The organism is Lentzea sp. NPDC006480, assembly GCF_040611995.1.
Classification (GTDB): Bacteria; Actinomycetota; Actinomycetes; order Mycobacteriales; family Pseudonocardiaceae; genus Lentzea.
In genome coordinates, this window is sequence record NZ_JBEXPJ010000065.1 from 21,513 (window position 1) to 42,011 (window position 20,499).

The following is a 20,499-nucleotide window of genomic DNA, read 5'->3' on the forward strand; positions in this document are numbered from 1 at the left end:
CAACACCGGGCCGGGCAGCGGGAGCAACCGCTTTTAGTGCCGGAAGCAGAGGGTTCCCCACTGGAACCCGGCGCCGATCGCGGACATCACGAACACCTCGCCCGGCTTCACGTCGGCGAACCGCGAGTGCAGCGCGGTGAACACACCGGCGGACCCGGTGTTGCCGAGCCTGTCGAGCGTGACCGGTGCCTTGCCGGCCGGGATGCCGAGTTTGTCGAGCGCGGCGTTGATGATGTTCACGTTGGCCTGGTGCAGGAAGAAGTGGTCGATCCGCTCGATCGGCACCTCCGCCTTGGCCGCCGCGGTGAGGATGCTGTCGGGCAGCCACCTCGTCGCGGTGTCCCAGACCGCCCTGCCGTTCATGGCGAGGAAGTGTTCCCGCTGTGCGACTGTCGTCTCACTCGTCGGCAGCCTCGACCCGCCCGCCCTGATCTGCACCTCGTAGGACAGCTCGGAACCGAAGTCCCACGACAGCAGCGCGCTGTCCCCGGCGCCGCGATGCAGTACCGCGGCCCCGGCCGCGTCGCCGAAGAAGATCCGCGTGGTGCGTTCCCGCGGATCCGTGACGCGACTGGCGCAGTCGGCCGCGATCACGAGAACCGTGCGCGCGGCCGAGGTCTGCAGCAGATGCGCGGCGAGCAGCAACGCCTGCACCCCGTTCGCGCACGCGGCCTGCGTGATGTCGAGCGTGAGCGCGCGGTCCGCGCCCAGTGCTTCCTTGACGATCAACGCCGTGGACGGCAACGGCTGGTCCCACGTGTAGGTCGCCACGATGATCACGTCGAGCTCCCTCGCTGACGTGTCGGCGGACGCCATCGCCTCTCGTGCCGCGTCCACGCACATGTCCGACACCGCCCGATCCGCCGCGAGCCACCGGCGTTCCCGGATGCCGGTCCGGCTGGTGATCCACTCGTCGGACGTGTCGACCATCCGCGCGAGGTCGTCGTTGGTGACGATCCGCTCGGGCAGGTGGACGCCGGTTCCCTTCACCGCCACGGGAATCACACGAAGCTCCCGGCGGTGTTGGCGGCCGGCGTGATCAGTTCGGCGAAGTCCACGTAGAACCGGCCGGAGACGCAGTCGCCACCGAGCAGGATCCTGCGCGCGACCTCGGCCGTCAGCGCGCCGCCGAGCGCCACGCCGGACGCGAGCTGCGGCCAGCTGCTGAGAGTCTTGCCCAGCTCGTCGAATGAAGCGCGCAGCTCGGGGCTGATCCGGTCCGCGTCCACCATGGCGAGGATCAGGTCGACCTTCTGCTGCCTGGTCAGGGTTTCCAGCGCGTCGGCGCTGACGTCGCCGATCAGTCCGTGCAGCAGCGGGCGGTGCGGCTCCTCGTCGAACCGCTCGACGTCGAGCATGCCGCGGTCGTTGCAGTCCATGACGACGGGAATGCCGTGCCTGCGGGCTTCCTCGCGGGCGGCGATCTTCGCGTACGGGGTGTCGCACTCCTCGACGAGCAGGTCGAGGCCGTCCACGAACTCCTTCAGGTTCTGCCTGGTGAGCCCATCGGTGAAGATCTCGATGTCCAGGTAGGGGTCGATCTCGAACATCTGCCGCGCCGAGATGACCGCCTTGTTGACGCCCAGGTGGTGCACGCCCGCCCGGAGCCGGTTCAGGTTGGACAGTCCGAACTCGTCGAAGTCCGCGAGCTTGAACTTCCCGCCGATGCCCTCCAGCGCGAACGTGACGGCGGCGCTGTTGCCGACCGACAGGCCGACGACGCCGACCTTCTTGCCCAGCAACGTCCTCTGCTGCGGGCGCTCGATCTTGCCGCGGTTGCGGTCCGTCCGGACGAGCCGGAACTCCTCGCGGGGCAGCACGTGCACGAGCCGGCCGGACCACGGGTAGAGCACCCAGGTGCCGTACTCCCAGTCGCTGAGCCCGCCCAGCTGGTCGTCCCGGCGCTGGGCGAGGTCCTCGTCCGGCTTCAGCCAGGGTTCGCGACTGCGGATCAGCTCGTCGATCTGCGCGTCGATCGTGTCGTGGACCTCGCGAACCTGTCCACTGTCGAGCAGGGCGGTCAACGCCTCCCGGTCCGCCGCCACGGTCGGTGTGAAGAGGACCGGCTGCCAGGACGTCGCGTCCTGCCGACGGTCGAGCTTCGCGGGCCTGCGGTGGCTGGTCGCGATCGCCGGGACGTGGTCGACCGCCGCCAGCGCCGGGAACTCGTCGCGCATCCTCGTGACGAGGTCGTCGTACTCCCCCGCGCCCCCGGCCGCGTCGTGGAACATGATCACGACGTCCTCGGTGTAGTGCTCGACGTACCGGCGTGTCCCGTCGACACACCGGAAGCCGAACCGCTCGTGGAACTGGTGCTGACCGTCCTTGGTACCGGATGTCCCGATCATCGCTTTCGCACCCAGGGCGTGCGCGGCGCCAATTGCGACGGCGTTCAAATACGCGCCGAGGCCGAGTTTCCTGGCCCGGTGCTCGACAACAAGTCGACTGTGCTCAAACGTGTCCGCCGGCGTCACCCCGGCGTTGTCCAGAATTTGCAGATAACTTGCAACACCGAGAAATGCGCGGGATTGGAACAGTTCGCCCGTTTCGGGTGTCGAAAGTCTGATGTACCCGAGGGGTGGCCCATCGGCTTCTTTACGTGCGACGAAGTGCCACGCCCCGTAGTCCAAGTCCTGGTCGTCAACGTGCCGGCCGTCCTCGGCCAGGAATGCCGGTCGACGGCCGCGGTCGAACAGCACACGCGCCCTCAGTTCCCGGACGGTCTCGACTATCTCATTGCTGACAACGTTGTCAAACGGAGCTAAGAACGCACTGACGTGCCACTGCGAATGCATGACGTCCACGCTAGCCGGAGTTGATCATGGTTGCGAAATCAACCATCCCAACTGGGTGAATGTTTCATTCCCCCGCGTCAAGTGAGACGAGCAACGCTTTCTCGAACGGCAGCGGTCCGGTAGGAGGGACCGTCACGTCGAACAACGGTGTGAAACCCGCCGCCAGGTACAGCCCGCGCGCCTCGGGCTGACGTGGCCCGGTGGTCAGGTACAGCCGGGTGTAGCCGAGACGTGCGGCCTCGCTCTCCAGCACCTCCAACACCTTGCGGGCCAGGCCCTGCCGGCGGTACGACGAGTGCGTCCAGATCCGCTTCAGCTCCGCGGTCTGCTCGTCGTGCCGCCGGAACGCGCCACCCGCGACGGCCGTTCCACCCCGCAGCAACACCATCAGGCGTCCGTGCGGCGGCGTCAGCGTGGCGTCCGGGAAGCGCTCCATCCGTTGCCGCGCAGCCGGTCCGTACCTGCTCACGTACTCATGCAGCAGTTCCGCCATCATCTCCGCGACCTCGGGAGCGTCCGGCCGCGTCCAGCGCACCTCCTCGGTCATCCGGCCCGTCGATCGGCCAGCCGCACGACGTTCGGCGACCGTTCGACCCGCACCCGGCCGCTCGACGCGACGAGATAGCCGACGCCGCGCACCGTCTGGATCACGTCCGCCACGTCGCCGAGCTTCTGCCGCACCCGCCGCACGTGCACGTCGACGGTGCGGGCGCCGCTGTAGTCGTCGTGGACGCCCCAGACCGCGGCCAGCAGCTCACGGCGGCGGTGCACGCGGTCCGGGTGCTCGCAGAGGTGCAGCAGCAGCTCGAACTCCAGCCTGGTGAGCTCGATGACCGAGTCGTGGAGCAGGACCTGCCGGGTGTCCGGCAGGATCCTGACGTCCGCGTGGTCGACCGCGGTTTCGGCGGCCGGAACGAGGCCGACGTCCTTCAGCGCGCCGAGCAGCCGGACGGCGACCGCCTCGTCCTCGGTGTCGATGGTGATGCTGAATCGCATGACGGGTTCCCTCAGGACTTCGGCAGGCCGACAGGGTTGATCTCCGACGTCGGCACGGCCTCGTCGGACAGGCCCCAGCGCTTCAGCACCTCGGCGTACTTGCCGTTGGCGATCAGCTGGTTCAGCGCCTCCTGGACCGGCGCGATGAGACCGTTGTCCTTCTTGGTGGTCACGGCGATCTTGCCCTGGACGGACGCGCCGCCGGAGAAGTTGCCGATCACCTCGGTCTGCCCGGAGGTCGCCGCGTGGTAGGCGGAAGTCGGGTTCGGGCCGAGGTAGGCGTCGATGCGGCCGGACTGCAGGGCGAGGTAGTAGTCCGAGGAGTTCTGGAAGTACTTGATGTCGGTGGCTTTCAGGCCCGCGGCGACGTTCTTCGTGCTCCAGTCGACCAGGATCTTCTCCTGGTTGGTGCCGGAGGTGACGGCGATGACCTTGCCCGCCACGTCCTTCGGTTCCTTGACGCGCCAGGTGCCGCCCTTCTTCGCCTCGAACGCCAGCGTGTCCAGCCGGTACGTCGCGAAGTCGTACTTCTCCTTGCGCGCCTCGGTCACCGTGATGTTCGACAGACCGACGTCGAAGCTGCCGCTGTCCAGGCCCACGAACAGGTTCTCCCAGGACGAGACCTCGAGCCGCGGCTTCAGGCCGAGCGTGTCCGCGACCAGGGAGGCGATGTCGGTCTCGACGCCGATCACGGTCTTGTCGTCGGTGGCGTAGAAGCGCAGAGGTGGTGCTGTCCCTGCGGATCCGCCGATGACGAGCTCGCCCTTGGTCCGGAACTTCTCCGGCACCTTCGACGCGATCTTGTCGTCCTTGGCGGCCGTCACGCGGTTCTGCTGGGGGCTGAGGTTGACGTTCAGGGCGCCGCCACTGGTGGCGGGCTCGGGCTCAGCCCCGACCGTGCCGCAGGCGGTGAGAAGCAGCGCCAGGACGGCGAACAGTGGTTTGCGCACAACAGACTCCTTCTAGAGAACCTTCGAGAGAAACGCGCGGGTGCGTTCGTGAGCCGGGTTGTCGAGCACCTCGGCGGGTGTGCCCTCTTCGACGATCACGCCCTGGTCGATGAACACGATCCGGTCGGCCACCTCGCGGGCGAAACCGATCTCGTGCGTGACCACGATCATCGTCGTGCCGGACCTGGCGAGGTCGCGCAGCACGTCCAGCACCTCGCCGACCAGTTCCGGGTCGAGAGCCGACGTCGGCTCGTCGAACAGCACGACTTTCGGTTGCGTGGCAAGGGCTCGCGCGATCGCGACGCGCTGCTGCTGACCGCCCGAGAGCTGACGCGGGTAGGCGTCTTCCTTGTCCGCCAGGCCGACCCTCGCCAGGAACCGTCGCGCGTCGGCCAGAGGGGCGACCTCCGCGATGTTCTCCAGCGCGGTGAGGTGCGGGAACAGGTTGAAGTTTGGAACACGAACCCGATGTGCCTGCGCTGCTTGAGGATCTCGCGTTCCTTCAGCTCGTGCAGCTTGCCCTTGTGGTGCCGGTACCCGACCAGGTCGCCGTCGATGCTGATGAACCCGCGGTCGACCTTCTCCAGGTGGTTGATGGTGCGCAGCAACGTCGACTTGCCGGAGCCGGACGGGCCGAGCACCACGACGACCTCACCGGCCGCGACTTCCAGCGACACGCCGCGCAACACCTCGTTGTCACCAAAGCTCTTGTGCACGCCCAGAACCTCGATCACCGGCGGTCTCCTCGGGCGAAGTAGCGCTCGACGTAGTGCTGGCCGATCGAGAGCAGCGTGGTCAGAATGATGTACCAGACGGTGGCGACCATCAGCAGCGCGACGACCCGCGCGTTGCGGCCGTAGATCACCTGAACCTGGTAGAACAGCTCGCCGATCGCCATCACCGACACCACGGACGTGCCCTTGAAGAGGCTGATCACCTCGTTCGCGGCGTTCGGCAGGATCGCGCGCATCGCCTGGGGCAGCACGATTCTGCGGAACTGGCGGAACCTCGGGATGCCCAGCGCGGCGGCGGCTTCCAGCTGGCCGCGGTCGACCGAGATCACCCCGGACCTGACGATCTCGGCGGCGTAGGCGGCCTGGTGCAAAGCCAGTCCCAGCACCGCCGCGCCCATCGGGCTGATCAGTTCCACGGTCTCGAAGCTCACGAACTCCGGGCCGAACGGGATGCCGAGGCTGAGCCGTTGGTAGAGGTACGAGATGTTGAACCAGAACAGCAGCTGCACGATGAGCGGGATCGACCGGAACGCCCAGACGTAGGTCCAGCCGACGGCCTGCAGGAACGGGCTCTTCGAGAGCCTGAGCACCGCGACCACGATGCCCAGCCCGAATCCCAGCACCGTGCCGAGCACGGTCAGGACGAGCGTGGTGCCGACCGCGGTCAGGATCGACTGGGCGGTGAAGTAGCGGGCGAACGTCGGCCAGTCCCAGGCGGGGTTGGTGACCAGGCCGTGGACGAGCTGCGCCACGAGCACCAGCACGGCGACGACGCCGACCCAGCGCCACGGGTGGCGGGCGGCGACCACCGGTAACGAGGCCAGATCGTCCGATCTGTCCTTTGTGGACGGAGGAGTGAGGGTGCCGGAAGACATGGCGGGTCCTTGTCGGGGCAGGCGGGAGAGGGCGGAGTATCAGCCGGTACAGGCGGTGCTCGACACGCGCCCGTGGTCGATGTGCCTGCGGGAGGACAGGAACAGGGCGAAGACCATTCCTGCCCTCCCTTCCCTGCGCTCGGATGAGAGCACTTGCAGACCGCGGCTCACGTTAAGGACCGCACGATTGCCTGAGCAAGGACGTCCACGTGGTGAACAACTATCGGATACCGAGGTGATCCCGCAGTGTCGGACCGGTGTAGTCCTCCCGGAACACGCCGCGCTCCTGCAGCAGCGGCACCACGGTGTCGGCGAACTCGTCCAGGCCGCCGGGCGTCACGTGCGGCACGAGGATGAACCCGTCCGCCGCGTCCTGCTGCACCAGATCGTTGATCTGCGTCGCGACGGTGTCCGCCGAGCCGATGAACGACTGCCGCGCGCTCACGTCGATCACCAGGTCGCGGATCGACAGGTTCTTGGCCGCGGCCCGCTCCCGCCACTCCTTCACCGTCGCCACCGGGTCCTTGAACATCCGCACGCTCGCGCGGCCCTTCGCGATGGTGTTCTCGCCGGTCAGCGGCTCTTCCTCGGGCAGAGGGCCGTCCGGGTCGTAGCCGCTGAGGTCGCGGTTCCAGACCTGTTCGAGGAACCGGATCGCGGTCGCGCCGCTCACCTGCTGCCTCCTGACGACCGCCGCTTTCTCCTGGGCGTCCGCGTCGGTGTCGCCGAGGATGAACGTGGCAGCGGGCAGGATCACGAGCTGGTCCGGCGTGCGCCCGTACTTCGCCAGGCGCCCCTTGACGTCCTGGTAGAACTGCTGCCCCGCTTCGAGCGTGCCGTAGCGGGAGAAGATCGCGTCGGCGGTGGCGGCGGCGAACTCCCTGCCCTCGTGGGAATCCCCCGCCTGCAATATCACCGGACGGCCCTGCGGTGACTGCGGGACCCCGAAGGTGCCGCTGATGTCGAAGTGCTCGTCCTGGTGCTCGAACCGGCCCACGCCGGTGTCGAAGAGCTTCCACGCGGTGCGCAGGAACGACTCCGCCCGGGAGTAGCGGTCCTCCTGCTTGAGAAACCCGCCCCTGCGGAAGTTCTCGCCGGTGAAGGCGTCCCACGAGGTGACGACGTTCCAGGCCGCGCGGCCAGCGGAGAGGTGGTCGAGGGACGCGAACTGCCTGGCCACCTCGTAGGGTTCGTTGAACGTCGAGTTGATCGTGCCCGCGAGCCCCAGGCGTTCGGTCACGGCGGCCAGCGCGGCGAGCACGGTGAACGTGTCCGGGCGGCCGACGACGTCGAGGTCGTAGATCTGGCCACCCTGTTCGCGCAGCCTGAGTCCCTCGGCGAGGAAGAAGAAGTCGAACTTCGCGCGTTCTGCCGTCTGTGCCAAGTGGACGTACGACTCGAACTCGATGTGGCTGCCTGCCTGGGGGTCGCTCCAGACCGTGGTGTTGTTCACGCCGGGGAAGTGCGCGGCGAGGTGGATCTGCTTGGTCATCGCGCTCCTAGGCGTACTGGTTGGCGGGCTTCGCGAGGCCGAGGTGGCCGCGCAGGGTTCGGTGCTCGTAAGCGGTGCGGAACAGGCCACGCTCGCGGAGTTCGGGGACGAGGCCGCGGGTGATCTCGTGCAGATCGGCGTGGAACCGGAACCCGGCGAAGCCCTGCTCCCGCCAGTCGAGCAACTGGTCGATCTCGGGCACGCCGGTGACGTCGCGGAAGACGAGCTGGTCCGACACCTTCGGATCCTGGGCGAACACGATGTCCGCGAACCCGGCATGGGTGGCGGCGATCGGCGGGTGTCCCTGCGGCGGGCGGGGCGTGATCGACGGCCCGCGCACGCTGAACCAGCGGCCTTCGAAGTCGATGTAGTGCAGTTTCTCGCGATCGATGAACCGGCCGGTGGCGACGTCGCGGATCTCGGCGTCGTCCTCCCAGCTGTCCCACAGCCGGCGCAGCACCTCGGCGTAGTCCGCCGCCTCCTCCCAGAGGTCGTCCAGGACCTCGCGGCGCCCGAAGTGCCTGGCGTGCAACGGATACGGCGCCGTGTCGAGCTGCACGCCCGCACGTCCCCGGCTCACGTGGTCGAGCGTCGCGATCGCCTTGGACAGGTGGAACGGCTCGGTGTGCGTGACTACCGCTGTCGGGACGAGGCCGATGTTCGTGGTGAGCGGCGCGACGCGGGCGGCCGTCAGCACCGCGTCGAGGCCGGGCTCGCCGCTCAGCGAGTCGTCGAACGTGACGAAGTCGAGCGTCGCCTCCTCGGCCTCGCGCACTCGCTCGACCCAGTGCTTCGCGGTGAACGCGTCGTCTCCGGTCGCTCGGAGTGCGACTGCCAGGTGCAGTGGTGAACTCACCGGTCCCCCTCTCCTCGGGTCCTTGCATTCTGTGCAGGCTTCGAGGGCGACCGCTGGCACGGCCACAGAGTGGGAAAAGCCGGTGGGGCGGGAATATTTTCCCGCTTGCGCCTCCCGCGTACTTGGTGTCACGATCTTCCGCATGTCGACTCGAAAGGGCGTGCGCGCCCTCGCGCTGTGAGCGCACCGGGCGGGCTCGAGACCCGCTCTCTTCTCCAGCTCCGCGATGAATGGCTGAGCCATGCGCTCAGCACCGCACCCGCTGATCGTCCAGCGGCCGAGGAGGCCGTGGCACAGCTCTACGCGGCCACGGGCAGGCCACCGCCGGAGTTCACTTGGGTGCGTTCGCCTGCGGAAGCCGCGAAACTGTTGCCCGCCAACGAAGTCACCTGCTTCGAAGATGACCGGCAGACCGTCGGGTCACAGATCGCCACACAGTTCATGGACCTGATCGGACGGATGCGCGGGCGCACCGACTGGCAGGGCGCTCCGAGCCGCATTCGCCGGGAACTGCGGCGGATCCGCAGCAGCCTTGTGCAAGCGGTGCGATCCACGATGCCGGACGCGTCCACCGGTATCGGCTGGACAGGCCAGCACGACGCCTACTGGCTGGCGGAGCTCGACGCGCATCGACTGCTCGGCACGAGGTTCGACCCGGTGGATCTCGCGCTGTTCGAGCTGTGGGAGACCCTGGTCCGGTCGACCGGCTGGTGGTGGCCGCGCGAGGAAGCCTGCGTCATGGCCGAGCGGCCCGTGACCATGCACGTTGACGCGGATTCGTTGCTGCACAACGACGATGGGCCTGCAGTGGAGTTCGCGGACGGAAGCTGCGCCCACGCATGGCACGGCACCCCGACGACGCCGATCGCCTCCGCACGCGACCCCGCCAACCCCGGCTTCCACCTGACGCTCCACGACCTCCTCCTCGAACCCGCGCGGCTGCTGGTCGTCGTCAACGGCTCGGTGGAGCGCGACGGCACGCGGCGGCGCTACGGACTACGCGTTCCGGACTCGCTCCAGGATCCGGTCCAGGCCGCCGCCTGGACCTACGGGCTGGAGCCGCGGCAGTACTCCCAACTCCTTCGACGCACATAAACACACCATGAACCTTGCTGAACTCGTCGACCGCACCAGCGTCGACGCGCTCGACCACCTCGAGCGCGAGTCCACCGTCCCCGTCGTCGAAGGCCTCCAGGCCCAGGGCGACCTGATCGTCATCCCGTTCTCGATGCTCGCCGGCCCGCCGGACCAGAACGCCGGCCGCTGGGTCCCCGAGGAAGGCGTCCACCTCATCGCGGGCGAGGACGGCCGCAACCCGCACGTCCTCGTCGCCGATCCGGGCACCTGCACGTGGTCGCCCGCCGAGGAGCAGGACGTGGGCGTCATCGAGAACACCGCACCCGTCTACCTGCTGCATCCCGAGCACGGTGGCACCGGCATCGCGCCTGGCCAGTGGCTCGTCCGGCGGCAGCGGGAACAGACCGGTCTCGTCGCGGACTGAACTGTTTGCCTTGACGTGCGCGTCAAGGTTTAGCGTTCGTGACATGAGGATCGGCGAACTGGCCAGGCGAGCCGGCACCACCACACGGGCGCTGCGCTTCTACGAGTCCGAGGGGCTCCTGGAGGCGCAGCGCGCGTCGAACGGCTACCGCGAGTACTCCGAGCACGACCTGCGGCTGGTCAAGGAGATCCAGTCGCTGCAAGCGGTCGGGCTGTCGCTGGAGGACGCGCGGCCGTTCGTCGCGTGCCTGCGAGCTGGCCACGAGTCCGGCGACTCGTGCCCTGACTCGCGGGAGGTCTACCGGCGCAAGCTCGCCGAGGTGGACGCGTGCTTGGAGCGGCTCCAAGGCGTCCGGGAGTTCCTGCTGGCCAGACTCGCCTTCCAAGATCCGTGCCTCGTGCCCGAACCCAAGGAGTTCCTGTGCAGCTGACCGACGCCACCTTCGCGGACCAGACGCGGACCGGCACCGTGCTCGTCGAGTTCTGGGCGCAGTGGTGCGGGCCGTGCCACATGCTCTCGCCCATCCTCGACCAGATCGACAGCGAGCGCGACGACCTCACCGTCTACAAGATCAACGCCGACGAGAACACCGCCACCGCGCGGGACTACCAGGTGATGTCGTTGCCGACGATGCTGCTGTTCCGCGACGGCGTGCCCATCAGGCAGATCGTGGGAGCGCGACCCAAGTCGCGGTTGCTCGCCGAATTGGATGACGCACTCAGCGCGTGAGCCGCCTATCTTGAGGCCATGCTCGGTCTCGAACTCGTGGTGGTGCTCGGTGTGTGCATCCTGGCGAGCAGTGTCGCGTCAGGACGGTTGCGCCTCGCCGCCCCGGTTTTACTCGTTTTCTGCGGTGCTGTGCTCGGTTTCGTGCCGGCCCTGGAGTCGGTCAGCCTGCCGCCGGAGGCGATGCTGCTGATCTTCCTGCCGGCGTTGCTGTACTGGGAGAGCCTCAACACCTCGCTGCGCGAAATCCGCAGCAACCTCCGTCCGATCGTGCTGCTCAGCACGCTGCTCGTGCTCGCGACGGCCGCTGCGGTCGCGGCGGTCGCCCACGCGCTGGGCCTCGACTGGGGCCCGGCGTGGGTGCTCGGCGCGGCCCTCGCGCCCACCGACGCGACCGCCGTCTCGGCCATCGCCCGTGGCATGCCGCGCCGGACCACGACCATCCTGCGCGCCGAGTCGTTGATCAACGACGGCACGGCGCTGGTGATCTACGCGATCGCGGTCGCGATCACGACCGGTGAGCAGCGGTTCAGCACCGGCATGGTCGGGCTGCAGCTGCTGCTGTCGTACGCGGGCGGCGCGGCGGCCGGGCTGGCGATCGCGTGGCTCGTGGTGCAGGTGCGCAGGCGGCTCGACAACCCGATCCACGAGACCGTCGTCAGCATCCTCACGCCGTTCTCCGCGTTCCTGGTGGCCGAGCTGGTGCACGGGTCCGGCGTGATCGCGGTGGTGACGTGCGGGCTGGCACTCGCCCGCGTCGGGCCGCGGATCGTGCGCGCCGACACCCGGCAGGTCAGCACGGCGTTCTGGGGCATCGCGACGTTCGTGCTGAACGGTGCCCTGTTCGTCCTGATCGGACTCCAGGCGCACAGCGCGGTTCGCAGCCTGGACGGCTCCCAGGTGCTCAAGTCGTTCGGCGCGATCGGTCTGGTCGCCCTGGCCGTTGCCGGTACTCGGCTGTTGTGGGGCTACACGACTCCCTATGTGATTCGGGCGATCGACCGCCGTCCCCAGCAACGGCTCAGGCGCGTCGGTGCGCGGCAACGGCTCGTGTCGTCGGCCGCCGGGTTCCGCGGGGCGGTGTCGCTCGCGGCGGCGCTGGCCGTGCCCGAGACGGTTCAGGGCGGTGCGCCGTTCCCGTTCCGCGAGGAGATCATCCTCATCACGTCCGGCGTGGTCGTGCTGACGCTGGTCGTGCAGTCGCTGATGCTGCCGGCGATCATCCGGTTCTCCCGGCTGCCCGAGGACACCGCGGTCGACGAGGAGCTGAAGCTCGCCCAGTCGACGGCCTCCGAGGAGGCCTACGAGGCGTTGCCGCGCCTGGCCGACAAGGTGGGCGTGAGCGACGTCGTCTACAAGCGGGTGCTCGCGGAGTACGAACACCACCTCGAAGTCCGGCGCGCCAAGGACGCCGGCGACGAGGAGGTGGCGCAGTCCGAGGTCGAGTACGCGGCGCTGCGGCTGGAGCTGATCGCGCACAAGCGGGCCACGGTGGTCCGGCTGCGCGACGAGGCGGCGATCGACGACATCGTGCTGCGGGCGGTGCAGCGGCGGCTCGACATCGAGGAGGTCCGGCTCTCGCGACGGGAGATCGAGGAGGACTGATCCGAGCACCTGGCCGGTCTTCCGAGCCAGGTCCGTGAACGCCCTCCCGGCCTGTCCCACGTCGATGAAGGGAACCTTCATCCACGTGAGGTGGATGAAGGTTCGTCGCTCGTCCGGGTTGTTGCCCAGCTCGTGCCGAGAGTCAGAGGCTGTGCGCGACGGGGTGCAGCGGTTGGTACAGGGGCAGTTCGGACCCGCTCGGCATCGGCACCGCGGTGAGCCGCCCCCACCGCGCCTCGGTCACCGGCCGGGTGGCTTCGACACCGGCTGCGGCGAGCTCGGTCAGGACCGCGTCCAGGTCGTCGCACATCAAGTAGAACTCGTGCTGCGGTGGCCCGTCGGCCGGGTGCACGGCGACCTCGGCCGGTGGCAGTTTGAAGATCAGCCAGCCGTGCCCGGCATCGACGTGGGGGAACCCGAGGACGTCGGCGATGAAGGCCCGGTCCGCCTCGGCGTCCTGGCTGTAGAGGATCACGTGCGCGCCGCTGAACATGGCCAACCATGCCTCCCGAAGACGTTGCCGCGCAACCGCTAGTAGCGTTCCGCCAGCGCCGCGGCAAAGCGCGTCGCGACCGTCGCGACCGCGGCACGCAGTTCGTCGCCGCCCTCGACGCGGAAGGCGAACGGCACGGCCGCCAGCCACTCCTGCGCGTACATCGCCGGATTGCTGGTGCTGCCGACGAGCACGCACCCGTCCCCTTCTGGGTGCAGCCGTCCCATGGGAGGCCGGATCCAGGGCGCCACTTCGGTCAGCGGCGCGTCGAACACGACGTGCGTTGGGTATTCCCAGCCCGTGCCCAGGTGTTCCTCCAGCGCCGCGATCGGGTCCAGGTCGCCGGGTGGCTCGAACTCGTGCGCGGTCTGCCCGACCGTGCGAATCCGGTCGATCCGATAGGTGCGGACCGCGTCTGCCCGATGGGAATGACACAACAGGTACCAGCGCCCGTGGCGGACCACGACCGCCCACGGGTCCACTTCGGTCTGCCACCCGTTGCCGCGCTCGCTCTGGTACGCGATCAGCACCCGCTGCCTGGCCGCGACGGCGGCGACGAGCGCGCTGGTGGTGGCGGGATCCGGGCGGGCCGAGTGCCGGTCGGGCGCGGCTTTGGCGTGCTCGCGCAGGACGGCCGCCTGCCGGCCGACGTTCTCTGGCAGCGCCTGGATGACCTTGCCGAGGGCCGCGCCGACCGGGTCGTCGGCTTCGGTGGCCGCGGGCTGGCCGTCGAGCACCGCCATGACCAGGCCCAGCGCCTCGGCCTGGGTGAACACGATCGGCGGCAGCCGGGTGCCGCGCCCGAGCCGGTACCCGCCGTGCGGACCCCGGCTCGACTCGACCGGAATGCCTGCCTCGCGGAGGATCCCGATGTAGCGGCGGGCGGCCCGTTCCGTGACGCCCAGCCGCTCGGCGAGCTGGTCGGCCGTCGTGCCGGGGCGTGCCTGGAGGATCTCCAGCGTGCGCAGTGCCCTCGCGGTGGGGCTGAGGTCGCTCGGCACTCGGGCAGGTTAGGCGATCACTTGCTGAACCGGAAGCAGATCGTCCGGAATTGCCTCTAGCGTGACGCGTCGACGTGCTGCGAAAGGGAAAAATCATGGACGTCCTGCTCATCGCCGGCCTGTGGCTCGACGGATCCGCCTGGGACGACGTCGCGTCCGAGCTCCGGTCGCTCGGCCACCGCCCCGTGCCGCTCACCCTGCCCGGCCAGGGTGACGGGTCCGCCACGCTCGACGACCAGGTGGCGGCCGTGCTCGCCGCCGTGGACGCGGCCTCCGGCAAGCCCGTGGTGGTGGGGCATTCGGCCGCGTGCTCGCTCGCGTGGCTGGCCGCGGACGCGCGTCCGGACAAGATCTCCAAGGTCGTCCTCGTCGGCGGCTTCCCGGCCTCCGACGGGAAGCCCTACGCCGACTTCTTCCCAGTGCGGAACGGCGTCATGCCCTTCCCGGGCTGGGACGCGTTCGAAGGACCGGACTCGGCCGACCTCGACTCGGAGGCCCGGCGCGCGTTCGCCGCCGCCGCGATCCCCGTTCCCGCCGGCGTGGCCACGGGCGTCGTGCGGCTGACCGACTCCCGCCGCTTCGACGTGCCGGTCGTGGTCGTCTGCCCCGAGTTCACCCCGGCCCAGGCCAAGGAGTGGATCAACGCGGGCGACGTGCCCGAGCTCGCCTCGGTGCGGCACCTCAGCTTCGTCGACCTCGACTCCGGCCACTGGCCCATGCACACCAAGCCCGCCGAACTCGCGCGGCTCCTCGCGTCGGCGGCTGTGGACCTGCCATGACCAGGTACGTGATCGGTCCGGACGTTGCTGTTCGCCTGGCTCGCGACCGGGCCGTGATCGGCGCCGGACACCAGATCCTGGCCCCGACGCTGCTCCGCTCGCAGACGCTGTCGCTCCTCTACCAGGAAGTGCACCGCGGTGAGATGACCAAGAAGGAGGCCGAGGCACGACTCGACCACCTGCGCGGGCTGCGGATCCGGCTGCTCGGGGACCGCGTCCTGCAGTCCACCGCCTGGAAGGTCGCGGACCAGCTCGGGTGGGCCGACACCCTGGTCGCCGAGTACGTCGCGCTGACCCAGCTCCAGGCAGACGCGTTGATCACGCTCGACGGGCAGCTCGCCCGCGCCGTGCGGAAGCTGGTGACGGTCGCACCGATCGACGCGCTCTCCTGATCGGCGTTCATCGGCCGGCGCGCAGCCGTTTCCACATCAGGAGCGTGCCGATGTCCGGCTTGACACCACGGCGCTCGTTACCATCGCTGTTCATGACGGCGCCACGCTTTGTCGGCACGGTGCACGCGGAGGGACCCGGCCACCTGGTCGTGCCCGTGCCGTTCGACCCCGACGAGGTCTGGGGCGTCAAGTCCCGGCATCACATCACCGGCAGCGTCAACCAGGTGCGCATCCGCGGCGTCATCGAGATCTCGGATGCCGGCCCCAGGATCGTCCTCACTCCGGCCTGGCTGCGCGACCACGGCCTGGCGCACGGCGATCGCGTCGAGGTCGTGTTGTCTCCAGAAGGCCCGCAACGCGCCGACCTCGCCGAGGACATCGCGGCCGCGCTCGACGCCGCACCGGCGGCTGCCGCGTTCTTCGACTCGCTCGCCCAGTTCTACCGCCGCGCCTACCTGCGCTGGATCGACGGCACCAAACGCCGCCCGGAACTGCGCGCGGCCCGGATCGCCGAAATGGTCGAGCTCCTGAGCGCAGGCATCAAGCAGCGCCCCAAGACCTGACCCGGTCCGCCTCCCTCCGGACGTGCGTCAGTCCACGGCGACACCCGGTGGGATCATGCCGAACACGGTCGCGGTCGAGCCCGCGCCCTTGCGGTTGATCGGGCCGCCGGCGAGGACCCACGCACCGGTGGCCGGGAGCTTGCGCAGGTTCGCCAGGATCTCCAGGCTGATCCGGCGGCGCTGGTACACCAGCTTGGACACGGTGTACGTCTCCTCGGTGCCGACGTCCGGGCTGAACGTGTCGGTGCCGGTGCCACCGCGGCGTCCGAGGCGCCCGGTGTCGATCAGCCACTTCACCGCCGGGATCGAGAACCCGGGCTGGTGCGGCACGCCGTCGGCGTCGAGGTTCGGGTACGCCGGCGTGCCCCACTTCGCGTCCCAGCCGGTCCAGAGCACGACCATCGAGCCGTTGGGGATGCGGCCGTGTTTGCGCTCCCACGCCTTGATGTCGTCGATCGTGACGGCGTAATCGGCGTTCGCGGCCGCCCGGTCACGGATGTCGATCTTCACCGCGGGCAGGAACAGATCCGCCGGGTCCATGTCGTCGGCGAGCGCCTCTCCGGTGTTGAAGTGTCCCGGCGCGCCCCAGTGCGTGCCGGTGTGCTCGCCCTCGCGGACGAACTGGAGGTAGTAGCCGTCATCGGGAATCGTCGCGATGGTCTCCAGGGTGAACGCGGGATCGCCGGGGAACACGTTGGTCGTCGCCGGGTCGTTGACGTGCGACAGGTTGACCAGGTTCAGCTGATCCAGCCGGACCGGCGGGGTCGCGGCCTGTGCGGACCGGGCGGGCAACGACAACGCGCCGAACAGCCCCGCCACCCCGGCGGCGAGCACCCTTCGTCTCTGTGGCATGCGATCACCTTCCGCAGAAGCCGCGCTATCGCGCGGCGGCATCCACGGTGATATCACCTGGAAGGGCGGCGGCGTGAGGATTCGCCCCGGCCGCCTACTCCCCGCCGGGCGGAACCGACTTTCTGAGGCCCACGAGGATGTCCACCACGTCGCACGCCAGGGCGGCCAGCTCGTCGACCTGTTCGGCGAGGTCCATGTCGGTGAAGGTGAAGCACGCGACGCCGTCGGCGACGTCCACGGCGGGCGGCTGGTACGACTTGAGCTGCGCGAGAACCTTCTTCTCGGCGTCTCCCACCACCAACGGCGCCAGGTCGCCCGACATCTCGTAGCCCCTGGAGGCCCGGGACGGGTCCATCCGCAGATCCCCGCGCAGTTCCGGCACGTCCACCGCCACCACGAGGCCCAGCACGGCGACTCCTCCGAAGGGAACGCCTTGATAGCGACCAGCGGGCACCACCGAGGAGAAGACAGCGGCTCGCACGGTCCGCCCCGCACGGGTTCCCGCCACCGCCGCGCGCCGCGTCCGTCCGGAGGCGCTCATCCGCCCCGCCGGCACGTCCTCGTCCTCGGGAACCTGCCGCCAGCCGGGCTCGCCCGCCTGCCGCCGGAACGCTCCGGCGGCCGCCCTCGCGGAGCGGAGCAGCGCGGACTGCTGCCCGGCGTTGATGATCGAGAACACGACTCCCGTGATCAGGAAGAGGACTCCGAACACGATCACGAACTGCAGCAGATCCATGCGTCCTCCGAGGAACAGTCGCCCGGCTCCCCGGCGGTGGGAAGCCCCTCATTGGACTACGCGGCCGGCGCCGTCTCACGCTTCTCCGGCCGGAGTCACCTTCTTGACGTAGAGCAGCTGTGCCGCAGACCGCGCGTCACCGGTCGTGGGTGTAGTGAACGGTCATCGTCAGGTCGTCTTCGGATTCGGTCGGCGTGGCCTTGAAGGTGATGTCCATGATCTCGACCTCGCCCAGAGCATCGATCGTGTCGGCAACCCGCCGCAGCAGGGCGGAAACGTCTCCCTGACCGCGTCCGGCGGGATTCGACTGGGAGAAGTGGAAAGCGGTCCACCGTGCAAACTCGTCGGGCATGCGCTCAAGCCTGCCCGCAGATCCGGCTGGAGTTGTCGAATCCGGGCCGCGTCGTTCGTCGTCAGGTTGAGAGGTCGCCCACCAGGGCGCCGTCAGGACGATGGAGATCCGACCGATGCTGCACTCACAGGCCAAGGTCCACCGCATGTTCGAGCTCGTCGAGCCGATCGCCACTGTCACCTACTCCGCGGTGGTGAACGAGGCGTTCCTGGCCGCCGGCATGCGCAACTACTGGGACGGGTACTTCGCGGGCCGGGCCGCGCCGCTGGGGCAGGCACCGGCCGAGGTGGTGCACGCGGTGTTCTACAACTTCGCTGACGGCGAAGTGGCGCGCCACATCCCGCGGGTCTGGGGGAAGATCACCCCGCAGGAGGCGATCGCCGTGCGCGAGCGGGGCAGCGTCGCCGCGCTGCGGCGCACGATCGGGGAGCTCGCCGACTCTCCCGGTCTGGTGCGGGTCGCCGACCTCGCCACCCGAGCGGCGGTCAGCGCGCCGACCGAGGGCCGGGTGCTCTACGCCGGGCTCCGGGCGCTCGACGTGCCCGAGGAGCCGGTGGCCAGGCTCTGGCACGCGGCGACGCTGCTGCGCGAGCACCGCGGGGACGGCCACAACGCCGCCCTCGTCGCCCACGGCATCGGCGGTACCGAGGCCCACGTCCTGCTCGCGCTCTCCCTCGGAATGAGGCCGGAGGAGTTCGGCCGGATCCACCACCTGCCCAAGGCACAGCTGGCCGCTGTCGTCGACGGGCTGCGCGACCGCGGCCTCGTGGACGCCACCGGCGGTTTCACCGACACCGGCCGGCAGACGAGCGAGCGGATCGAGGCCCTCACCGACGAACTGGCGGCGCCGGCGTACCACGTGCTCAACGCACACGAGTTGGACGAGCTGATCGCGGGGCTCGAGCCGATGGCCGCCGCGGCACAGACCGCCGACGACTGACCAGACCACGAACGCCCGCTCATGCCGAAGAGAGTGCGGGGACCGATTCCGCGACCATGGCTCACCGCGGACACGGCGGTGCCTCAGGGCCTGGCTCAGCCGGTGCCGTTCTGCACCGGATAGTGGATGACGACCGCACCACCGGTGGCGTAGTTGGCGACATCGGCAGCCACCGCCTGGCCCTGCGGAGACGCCCTCGCCGCGGTCATTGCCGCAGCGTCAGCGAACTCGGCCTCGAAAACCGCGAAGTACGGCGTCTGTCCCTGCGTCGCTGCCACCTCGAAGCTGTAGCGCCACGCGAGCAGGCCGGGCATGCGCGTGACCAGCGGGAGGTGGTTGCTCACGTAGTAGTCGCGGAAGTGGTCAGGATCGGCGGGCTCGGGATACAGAACCACCAGCTTGTGCATGACAACCTCTGTTCAGCGGCGGGCGACCACAACGCTCCGGTGTGCGCGCCCAAGGAGAGATGGACGGTAGATCAGACTGCACACCAAGATCCAGTGGATTGCGGATGAGCCGATCATCGAAGCGCTGACCCATCCCTGCCGGCGACACGCCAATTCGCCGCCACCAACGCATTCACATGCCGCCGAGCGTGTCTCAGTGCGACCGTCCGAGCCAGTAGAGGGCGAGATCGACATCGCGGGCGATCCAGGTGTGATCATGCTGGTGGACCAGGTTGAGCAGGTCGTCGATCAGCTGCATGTAGCGGCCGTATCGGCCGGGGGACGAGGACAAGGTCTCGCCCAGAAGTTCCAGGCCGCGGTGGGCTCGTTTGTCGTACACGGCCATTCGGCGTGGGGCGGCGGCGACCAGCACCGCGGAGGCCAGGGCGTCTCCTGTCGTGAAGCCGGGCAGCGAGCTCAACAGCCGACGGCCCTGGAATGCTGCCGCCGGTGTCGACGCACGCTCGTCACGGACCGCGTCCACGGCGCGCGCCGTGGTGGTGCGCACCTCGAGGTCCGGCAGGCTCATCAGCCGGCGCGCCCACAGAGTGTCGGCCCGCAGCCGCTTCCAAAGGAGCAACGCGCCGATGTCCGACTTGCCAATGCTGCCCGCGGCTTGAACGCGCGCCGCTACCTCAAGGAGCACCTCGTCGTAGGAGGACGCCACCTGGCGCTCGTACGCGGTGCGCGCGGTAGCTAGCTGAGCCCACCTCTGATCTTGAGCGCCGCCCTTTCCTGTCACACCTGTCAGCATGCAGGGCAACGCCCGATCAGTTCGACAAGCACGACGTCGAACCATCCGCATCTGCCGAGTAGCGGATGACTGAGTCGTCTACCGCGGCACAGCTTCGCCGTCGGAAGCACATGCGTTCGTCAGACGGCCGGCGTGCGGCTGATTTCCTGAGGGATCGGACAACCTGCGTGGCCGGCCGGGCGTGTAGTGATCGACGGGCGGGAAAGCCCACGGGAGAGGGGAATTTCATGCGCAGGTTCGCGTTGGTGGTGGCTGCCGTGCTGGTGGTCATGACGGTAGTGCCTGCGACTGCAGGTGCCGCTGCGTGTGCGCCGGTGGACTGGGGATCGGGTTTGAAGACCGTGTTCAACGGTACCGGGGGTACCGTGATCGGCGTTCGCTCCGGGCAGCACGAGTGCTTTGACCGGCTGGTGATCGACACCCACCTGGCCGACGGCGACCACTACGTGCGCTACACCGACGAGGTGACCCACGTCGGGTCGGGTGAGCCTGTTCCGTTGCGGGGCGGGGCGAAGTTGCTCGTGGTGGCGTACTCGCCGTCCTACGACGAGAACTTCGACCCGACGTACCAGCCGGCAAACCCGGCCGAGGTCGTGGACGTGACCGGCTACCGGACGTTCCGGCAGGTCGCCTGGGCCGGGTCCTGGGAGGGCACCACAGA

General features: G+C 69.0%; 25 protein-coding genes and 2 pseudogenes. 11 read left to right on the forward strand and 16 right to left on the reverse strand.

Features of this window, described 5'->3' with window-relative positions:
• Positions 1-33: 33 nt before the first annotated feature.
• Both ABZX92_RS24485 and ABZX92_RS24490 read right to left on the reverse strand, forming a co-directional pair.
• Complete coding sequence (locus ABZX92_RS24485; RefSeq protein ID WP_355563602.1) at positions 34-1,005, reverse strand: beta-ketoacyl-ACP synthase 3; 972 nt, start codon at positions 1,003-1,005, stop codon at positions 34-36.
• On the reverse strand, positions 1,002-2,348 hold the full coding sequence (locus tag ABZX92_RS24490) for a ThiF family adenylyltransferase (RefSeq protein ID WP_355563605.1): 1,347 nt from the start codon (positions 2,346-2,348) through the stop codon (positions 1,002-1,004). The genes ABZX92_RS24485 and ABZX92_RS24490 overlap by 4 nt, the downstream gene beginning before the upstream one ends.
• Here ABZX92_RS24490 and ABZX92_RS24495 point away from each other — a divergent pair.
• Positions 2,304-2,765, forward strand: a complete 462-nt coding sequence (locus ABZX92_RS24495; protein ID WP_355563607.1) for a hypothetical protein — start codon at positions 2,304-2,306, stop codon at positions 2,763-2,765. The two genes, ABZX92_RS24490 and ABZX92_RS24495, sit on opposite strands and share 45 nt — an antisense overlap.
• 94 nt (positions 2,766-2,859) lie before the next feature.
• Here ABZX92_RS24495 and ABZX92_RS24500 read toward each other — a convergent pair whose 3' ends face one another.
• The 7 genes and pseudogenes from ABZX92_RS24500 to ABZX92_RS24530 all read right to left on the reverse strand — a co-directional run bounded on the left by ABZX92_RS24500 (position 2,860) and on the right by ABZX92_RS24530 (position 8,698).
• Positions 2,860-3,342 (reverse strand): GNAT family N-acetyltransferase, encoded by a 483-nt coding sequence (locus tag ABZX92_RS24500; protein ID WP_355563609.1) that lies wholly within the window; start codon positions 3,340-3,342, stop codon positions 2,860-2,862.
• Complete coding sequence (locus tag ABZX92_RS24505; protein ID WP_355563611.1) at positions 3,339-3,791, reverse strand: winged helix-turn-helix domain-containing protein; 453 nt, start codon at positions 3,789-3,791, stop codon at positions 3,339-3,341. Before ABZX92_RS24505 ends, ABZX92_RS24500 begins: the two co-directional genes overlap by 4 nt.
• A gap of 11 nt (positions 3,792-3,802) precedes the next feature.
• Positions 3,803-4,741, reverse strand: coding sequence for an ABC transporter substrate-binding protein (locus tag ABZX92_RS24510; protein WP_355563615.1), 939 nt, complete (start codon positions 4,739-4,741; stop codon positions 3,803-3,805).
• A 12-nt stretch (positions 4,742-4,753) separates the two neighbouring features.
• Positions 4,754-5,475: pseudogene (locus ABZX92_RS24515) on the reverse strand (amino acid ABC transporter ATP-binding protein).
• Positions 5,472-6,350: an amino acid ABC transporter permease gene (locus ABZX92_RS24520; protein ID WP_355563616.1), complete on the reverse strand. Its 879-nt coding sequence runs from the start codon at positions 6,348-6,350 to the stop codon at positions 5,472-5,474. Before ABZX92_RS24520 ends, ABZX92_RS24515 begins: the two are co-directional and overlap by 4 nt.
• 220 nt (positions 6,351-6,570) lie before the next feature.
• Entirely contained in the window at positions 6,571-7,842 is a 1,272-nt protein-coding gene (locus ABZX92_RS24525; RefSeq protein ID WP_355563619.1) for an LLM class flavin-dependent oxidoreductase, read from the reverse strand.
• 7 nt (positions 7,843-7,849) lie between these two features.
• The gene (locus ABZX92_RS24530) at positions 7,850-8,698 is read right to left on the reverse strand and encodes an LLM class flavin-dependent oxidoreductase (RefSeq protein ID WP_355563622.1); all 849 of its coding nucleotides are present in this window, start codon (positions 8,696-8,698) and stop codon (positions 7,850-7,852) included.
• 177 nt (positions 8,699-8,875) lie between these two features.
• On the opposite strand from ABZX92_RS24530, the gene ABZX92_RS24535 reads away from it, so the two are divergent.
• The 5 genes from ABZX92_RS24535 to ABZX92_RS24555 are packed head-to-tail and all read left to right on the forward strand — an operon-like array spanning position 8,876 to position 12,530.
• Positions 8,876-9,793: a DUF6745 domain-containing protein gene (locus ABZX92_RS24535; protein ID WP_355563625.1), complete on the forward strand. Its 918-nt coding sequence runs from the start codon at positions 8,876-8,878 to the stop codon at positions 9,791-9,793.
• A 7-nt stretch (positions 9,794-9,800) separates the two neighbouring features.
• On the forward strand, positions 9,801-10,199 hold the full coding sequence (locus ABZX92_RS24540) for a hypothetical protein (RefSeq protein ID WP_355563628.1): 399 nt from the start codon (positions 9,801-9,803) through the stop codon (positions 10,197-10,199).
• A 43-nt stretch (positions 10,200-10,242) separates the two neighbouring features.
• Complete coding sequence (locus ABZX92_RS24545; RefSeq protein ID WP_355563631.1) at positions 10,243-10,629, forward strand: MerR family transcriptional regulator; 387 nt, start codon at positions 10,243-10,245, stop codon at positions 10,627-10,629.
• Positions 10,620-10,928, forward strand: coding sequence for a thioredoxin (trxA, locus tag ABZX92_RS24550; RefSeq protein ID WP_045315209.1), 309 nt, complete (start codon positions 10,620-10,622; stop codon positions 10,926-10,928). The genes ABZX92_RS24545 and trxA overlap by 10 nt, the downstream gene beginning before the upstream one ends.
• Before the next feature lie 18 nt (positions 10,929-10,946).
• Entirely contained in the window at positions 10,947-12,530 is a 1,584-nt protein-coding gene (locus ABZX92_RS24555) for a Na+/H+ antiporter (protein WP_355563635.1), read from the forward strand.
• Positions 12,531-12,672: 142 nt separating this feature from the next.
• Here ABZX92_RS24555 and ABZX92_RS24560 read toward each other — a convergent pair whose 3' ends face one another.
• Both ABZX92_RS24560 and ABZX92_RS24565 read right to left on the reverse strand, forming a co-directional pair.
• Entirely contained in the window at positions 12,673-13,023 is a 351-nt protein-coding gene (locus ABZX92_RS24560; RefSeq protein WP_355563665.1) for a VOC family protein, read from the reverse strand.
• A 38-nt stretch (positions 13,024-13,061) separates the two neighbouring features.
• Positions 13,062-14,024 carry a WYL domain-containing protein gene (locus tag ABZX92_RS24565; RefSeq protein ID WP_355563638.1) on the reverse strand — a complete coding sequence of 321 codons (963 nt, stop codon included), beginning with the start codon at positions 14,022-14,024 and terminating at the stop codon, positions 13,062-13,064.
• Between the two features lie 95 nt (positions 14,025-14,119).
• Here ABZX92_RS24565 and ABZX92_RS24570 point away from each other — a divergent pair, with 95 nt between their 5' ends.
• The 3 genes from ABZX92_RS24570 to ABZX92_RS24580 all read left to right on the forward strand — a co-directional run bounded on the left by ABZX92_RS24570 (position 14,120) and on the right by ABZX92_RS24580 (position 15,758).
• Complete coding sequence (locus ABZX92_RS24570) at positions 14,120-14,803, forward strand: alpha/beta hydrolase (protein WP_355563641.1); 684 nt, start codon at positions 14,120-14,122, stop codon at positions 14,801-14,803.
• A complete protein-coding gene (locus tag ABZX92_RS24575) occupies positions 14,800-15,195 on the forward strand; it encodes a type II toxin-antitoxin system VapC family toxin (RefSeq protein ID WP_355563644.1) in 396 nt (131 codons plus the stop codon). The genes ABZX92_RS24570 and ABZX92_RS24575 overlap by 4 nt, the downstream gene beginning before the upstream one ends.
• A 92-nt stretch (positions 15,196-15,287) precedes the next feature.
• The gene (locus ABZX92_RS24580; RefSeq protein WP_355563647.1) at positions 15,288-15,758 is read left to right on the forward strand and encodes a YdeI/OmpD-associated family protein; all 471 of its coding nucleotides are present in this window, start codon (positions 15,288-15,290) and stop codon (positions 15,756-15,758) included.
• 27 nt (positions 15,759-15,785) lie between these two features.
• Here ABZX92_RS24580 and ABZX92_RS24585 read toward each other — a convergent pair whose 3' ends face one another.
• From ABZX92_RS24585 to ABZX92_RS24595, 3 genes are all read right to left on the reverse strand, one after another.
• On the reverse strand, positions 15,786-16,610 hold the full coding sequence (locus ABZX92_RS24585) for a cyclase family protein (protein ID WP_355563650.1): 825 nt from the start codon (positions 16,608-16,610) through the stop codon (positions 15,786-15,788).
• Positions 16,611-16,704: 94 nt separating this feature from the next.
• Positions 16,705-17,346, reverse strand: a complete 642-nt coding sequence (locus tag ABZX92_RS24590; RefSeq protein WP_355563652.1) for a hypothetical protein — start codon at positions 17,344-17,346, stop codon at positions 16,705-16,707.
• A 136-nt stretch (positions 17,347-17,482) separates the two neighbouring features.
• Complete coding sequence (locus ABZX92_RS24595; RefSeq protein ID WP_355563654.1) at positions 17,483-17,698, reverse strand: hypothetical protein; 216 nt, start codon at positions 17,696-17,698, stop codon at positions 17,483-17,485.
• 100 nt (positions 17,699-17,798) lie between these two features.
• Here ABZX92_RS24595 and ABZX92_RS24600 point away from each other — a divergent pair, with 100 nt between their 5' ends.
• A complete protein-coding gene (locus ABZX92_RS24600; protein WP_355563656.1) occupies positions 17,799-18,638 on the forward strand; it encodes a helix-turn-helix domain-containing protein in 840 nt (279 codons plus the stop codon).
• A 95-nt stretch (positions 18,639-18,733) separates the two neighbouring features.
• Here the strand turns inward: ABZX92_RS24600 and ABZX92_RS24605 are convergent, their stop codons facing one another.
• A complete protein-coding gene (locus ABZX92_RS24605; protein WP_355563659.1) occupies positions 18,734-19,045 on the reverse strand; it encodes an EthD family reductase in 312 nt (103 codons plus the stop codon).
• 193 nt (positions 19,046-19,238) lie between these two features.
• Complete coding sequence (locus ABZX92_RS24610) at positions 19,239-19,826, reverse strand: hypothetical protein (RefSeq protein ID WP_355563662.1); 588 nt, start codon at positions 19,824-19,826, stop codon at positions 19,239-19,241.
• A gap of 377 nt (positions 19,827-20,203) precedes the next feature.
• On the opposite strand from ABZX92_RS24610, the pseudogene ABZX92_RS24615 reads away from it, so the two are divergent.
• A pseudogene (locus tag ABZX92_RS24615) lies at positions 20,204-20,499 on the forward strand (hypothetical protein); the annotation flags it as partial.

Bases quoted from the DNA above. Each gene is read 5' to 3' on its own strand.
- ABZX92_RS24605 (WP_355563659.1), bottom strand. From the start codon at position 19,045: ATGCACAAGCTGGTGGTTCTGTATCCCGAGCCCGCCGATCCTGACCAC.
- ABZX92_RS24525 (WP_355563619.1), bottom strand. From the start codon at position 7,842: ATGACCAAGCAGATCCACCTCGCCGCGCACTTCCCCGGCGTGAACAAC.
- ABZX92_RS24555 (WP_355563635.1), top strand. From the start codon at position 10,947: ATGCTCGGTCTCGAACTCGTGGTGGTGCTCGGTGTGTGCATCCTGGCG.
- ABZX92_RS24595 (WP_355563654.1), bottom strand. From the start codon at position 17,698: ATGCCCGACGAGTTTGCACGGTGGACCGCTTTCCACTTCTCCCAGTCG.
- ABZX92_RS24600 (WP_355563656.1), top strand. From the start codon at position 17,799: ATGGAGATCCGACCGATGCTGCACTCACAGGCCAAGGTCCACCGCATG.
- ABZX92_RS24570 (WP_355563641.1), top strand. From the start codon at position 14,120: ATGGACGTCCTGCTCATCGCCGGCCTGTGGCTCGACGGATCCGCCTGG.
- ABZX92_RS24500 (WP_355563609.1), bottom strand. From the start codon at position 3,342: ATGACCGAGGAGGTGCGCTGGACGCGGCCGGACGCTCCCGAGGTCGCG.
- ABZX92_RS24575 (WP_355563644.1), top strand. From the start codon at position 14,800: ATGACCAGGTACGTGATCGGTCCGGACGTTGCTGTTCGCCTGGCTCGC.
- ABZX92_RS24585 (WP_355563650.1), bottom strand. From the start codon at position 16,610: ATGCCACAGAGACGAAGGGTGCTCGCCGCCGGGGTGGCGGGGCTGTTC.
- ABZX92_RS24490 (WP_355563605.1), bottom strand. From the start codon at position 2,348: ATGATCGGGACATCCGGTACCAAGGACGGTCAGCACCAGTTCCACGAG.
- ABZX92_RS24520 (WP_355563616.1), bottom strand. From the start codon at position 6,350: ATGTCTTCCGGCACCCTCACTCCTCCGTCCACAAAGGACAGATCGGAC.
- ABZX92_RS24560 (WP_355563665.1), bottom strand. From the start codon at position 13,023: ATGTTCAGCGGCGCGCACGTGATCCTCTACAGCCAGGACGCCGAGGCG.
- ABZX92_RS24540 (WP_355563628.1), top strand. From the start codon at position 9,801: ATGAACCTTGCTGAACTCGTCGACCGCACCAGCGTCGACGCGCTCGAC.
- ABZX92_RS24545 (WP_355563631.1), top strand. From the start codon at position 10,243: ATGAGGATCGGCGAACTGGCCAGGCGAGCCGGCACCACCACACGGGCG.
- ABZX92_RS24590 (WP_355563652.1), bottom strand. From the start codon at position 17,346: ATGGATCTGCTGCAGTTCGTGATCGTGTTCGGAGTCCTCTTCCTGATC.
- ABZX92_RS24505 (WP_355563611.1), bottom strand. From the start codon at position 3,791: ATGCGATTCAGCATCACCATCGACACCGAGGACGAGGCGGTCGCCGTC.
- ABZX92_RS24580 (WP_355563647.1), top strand. From the start codon at position 15,288: ATGACGGCGCCACGCTTTGTCGGCACGGTGCACGCGGAGGGACCCGGC.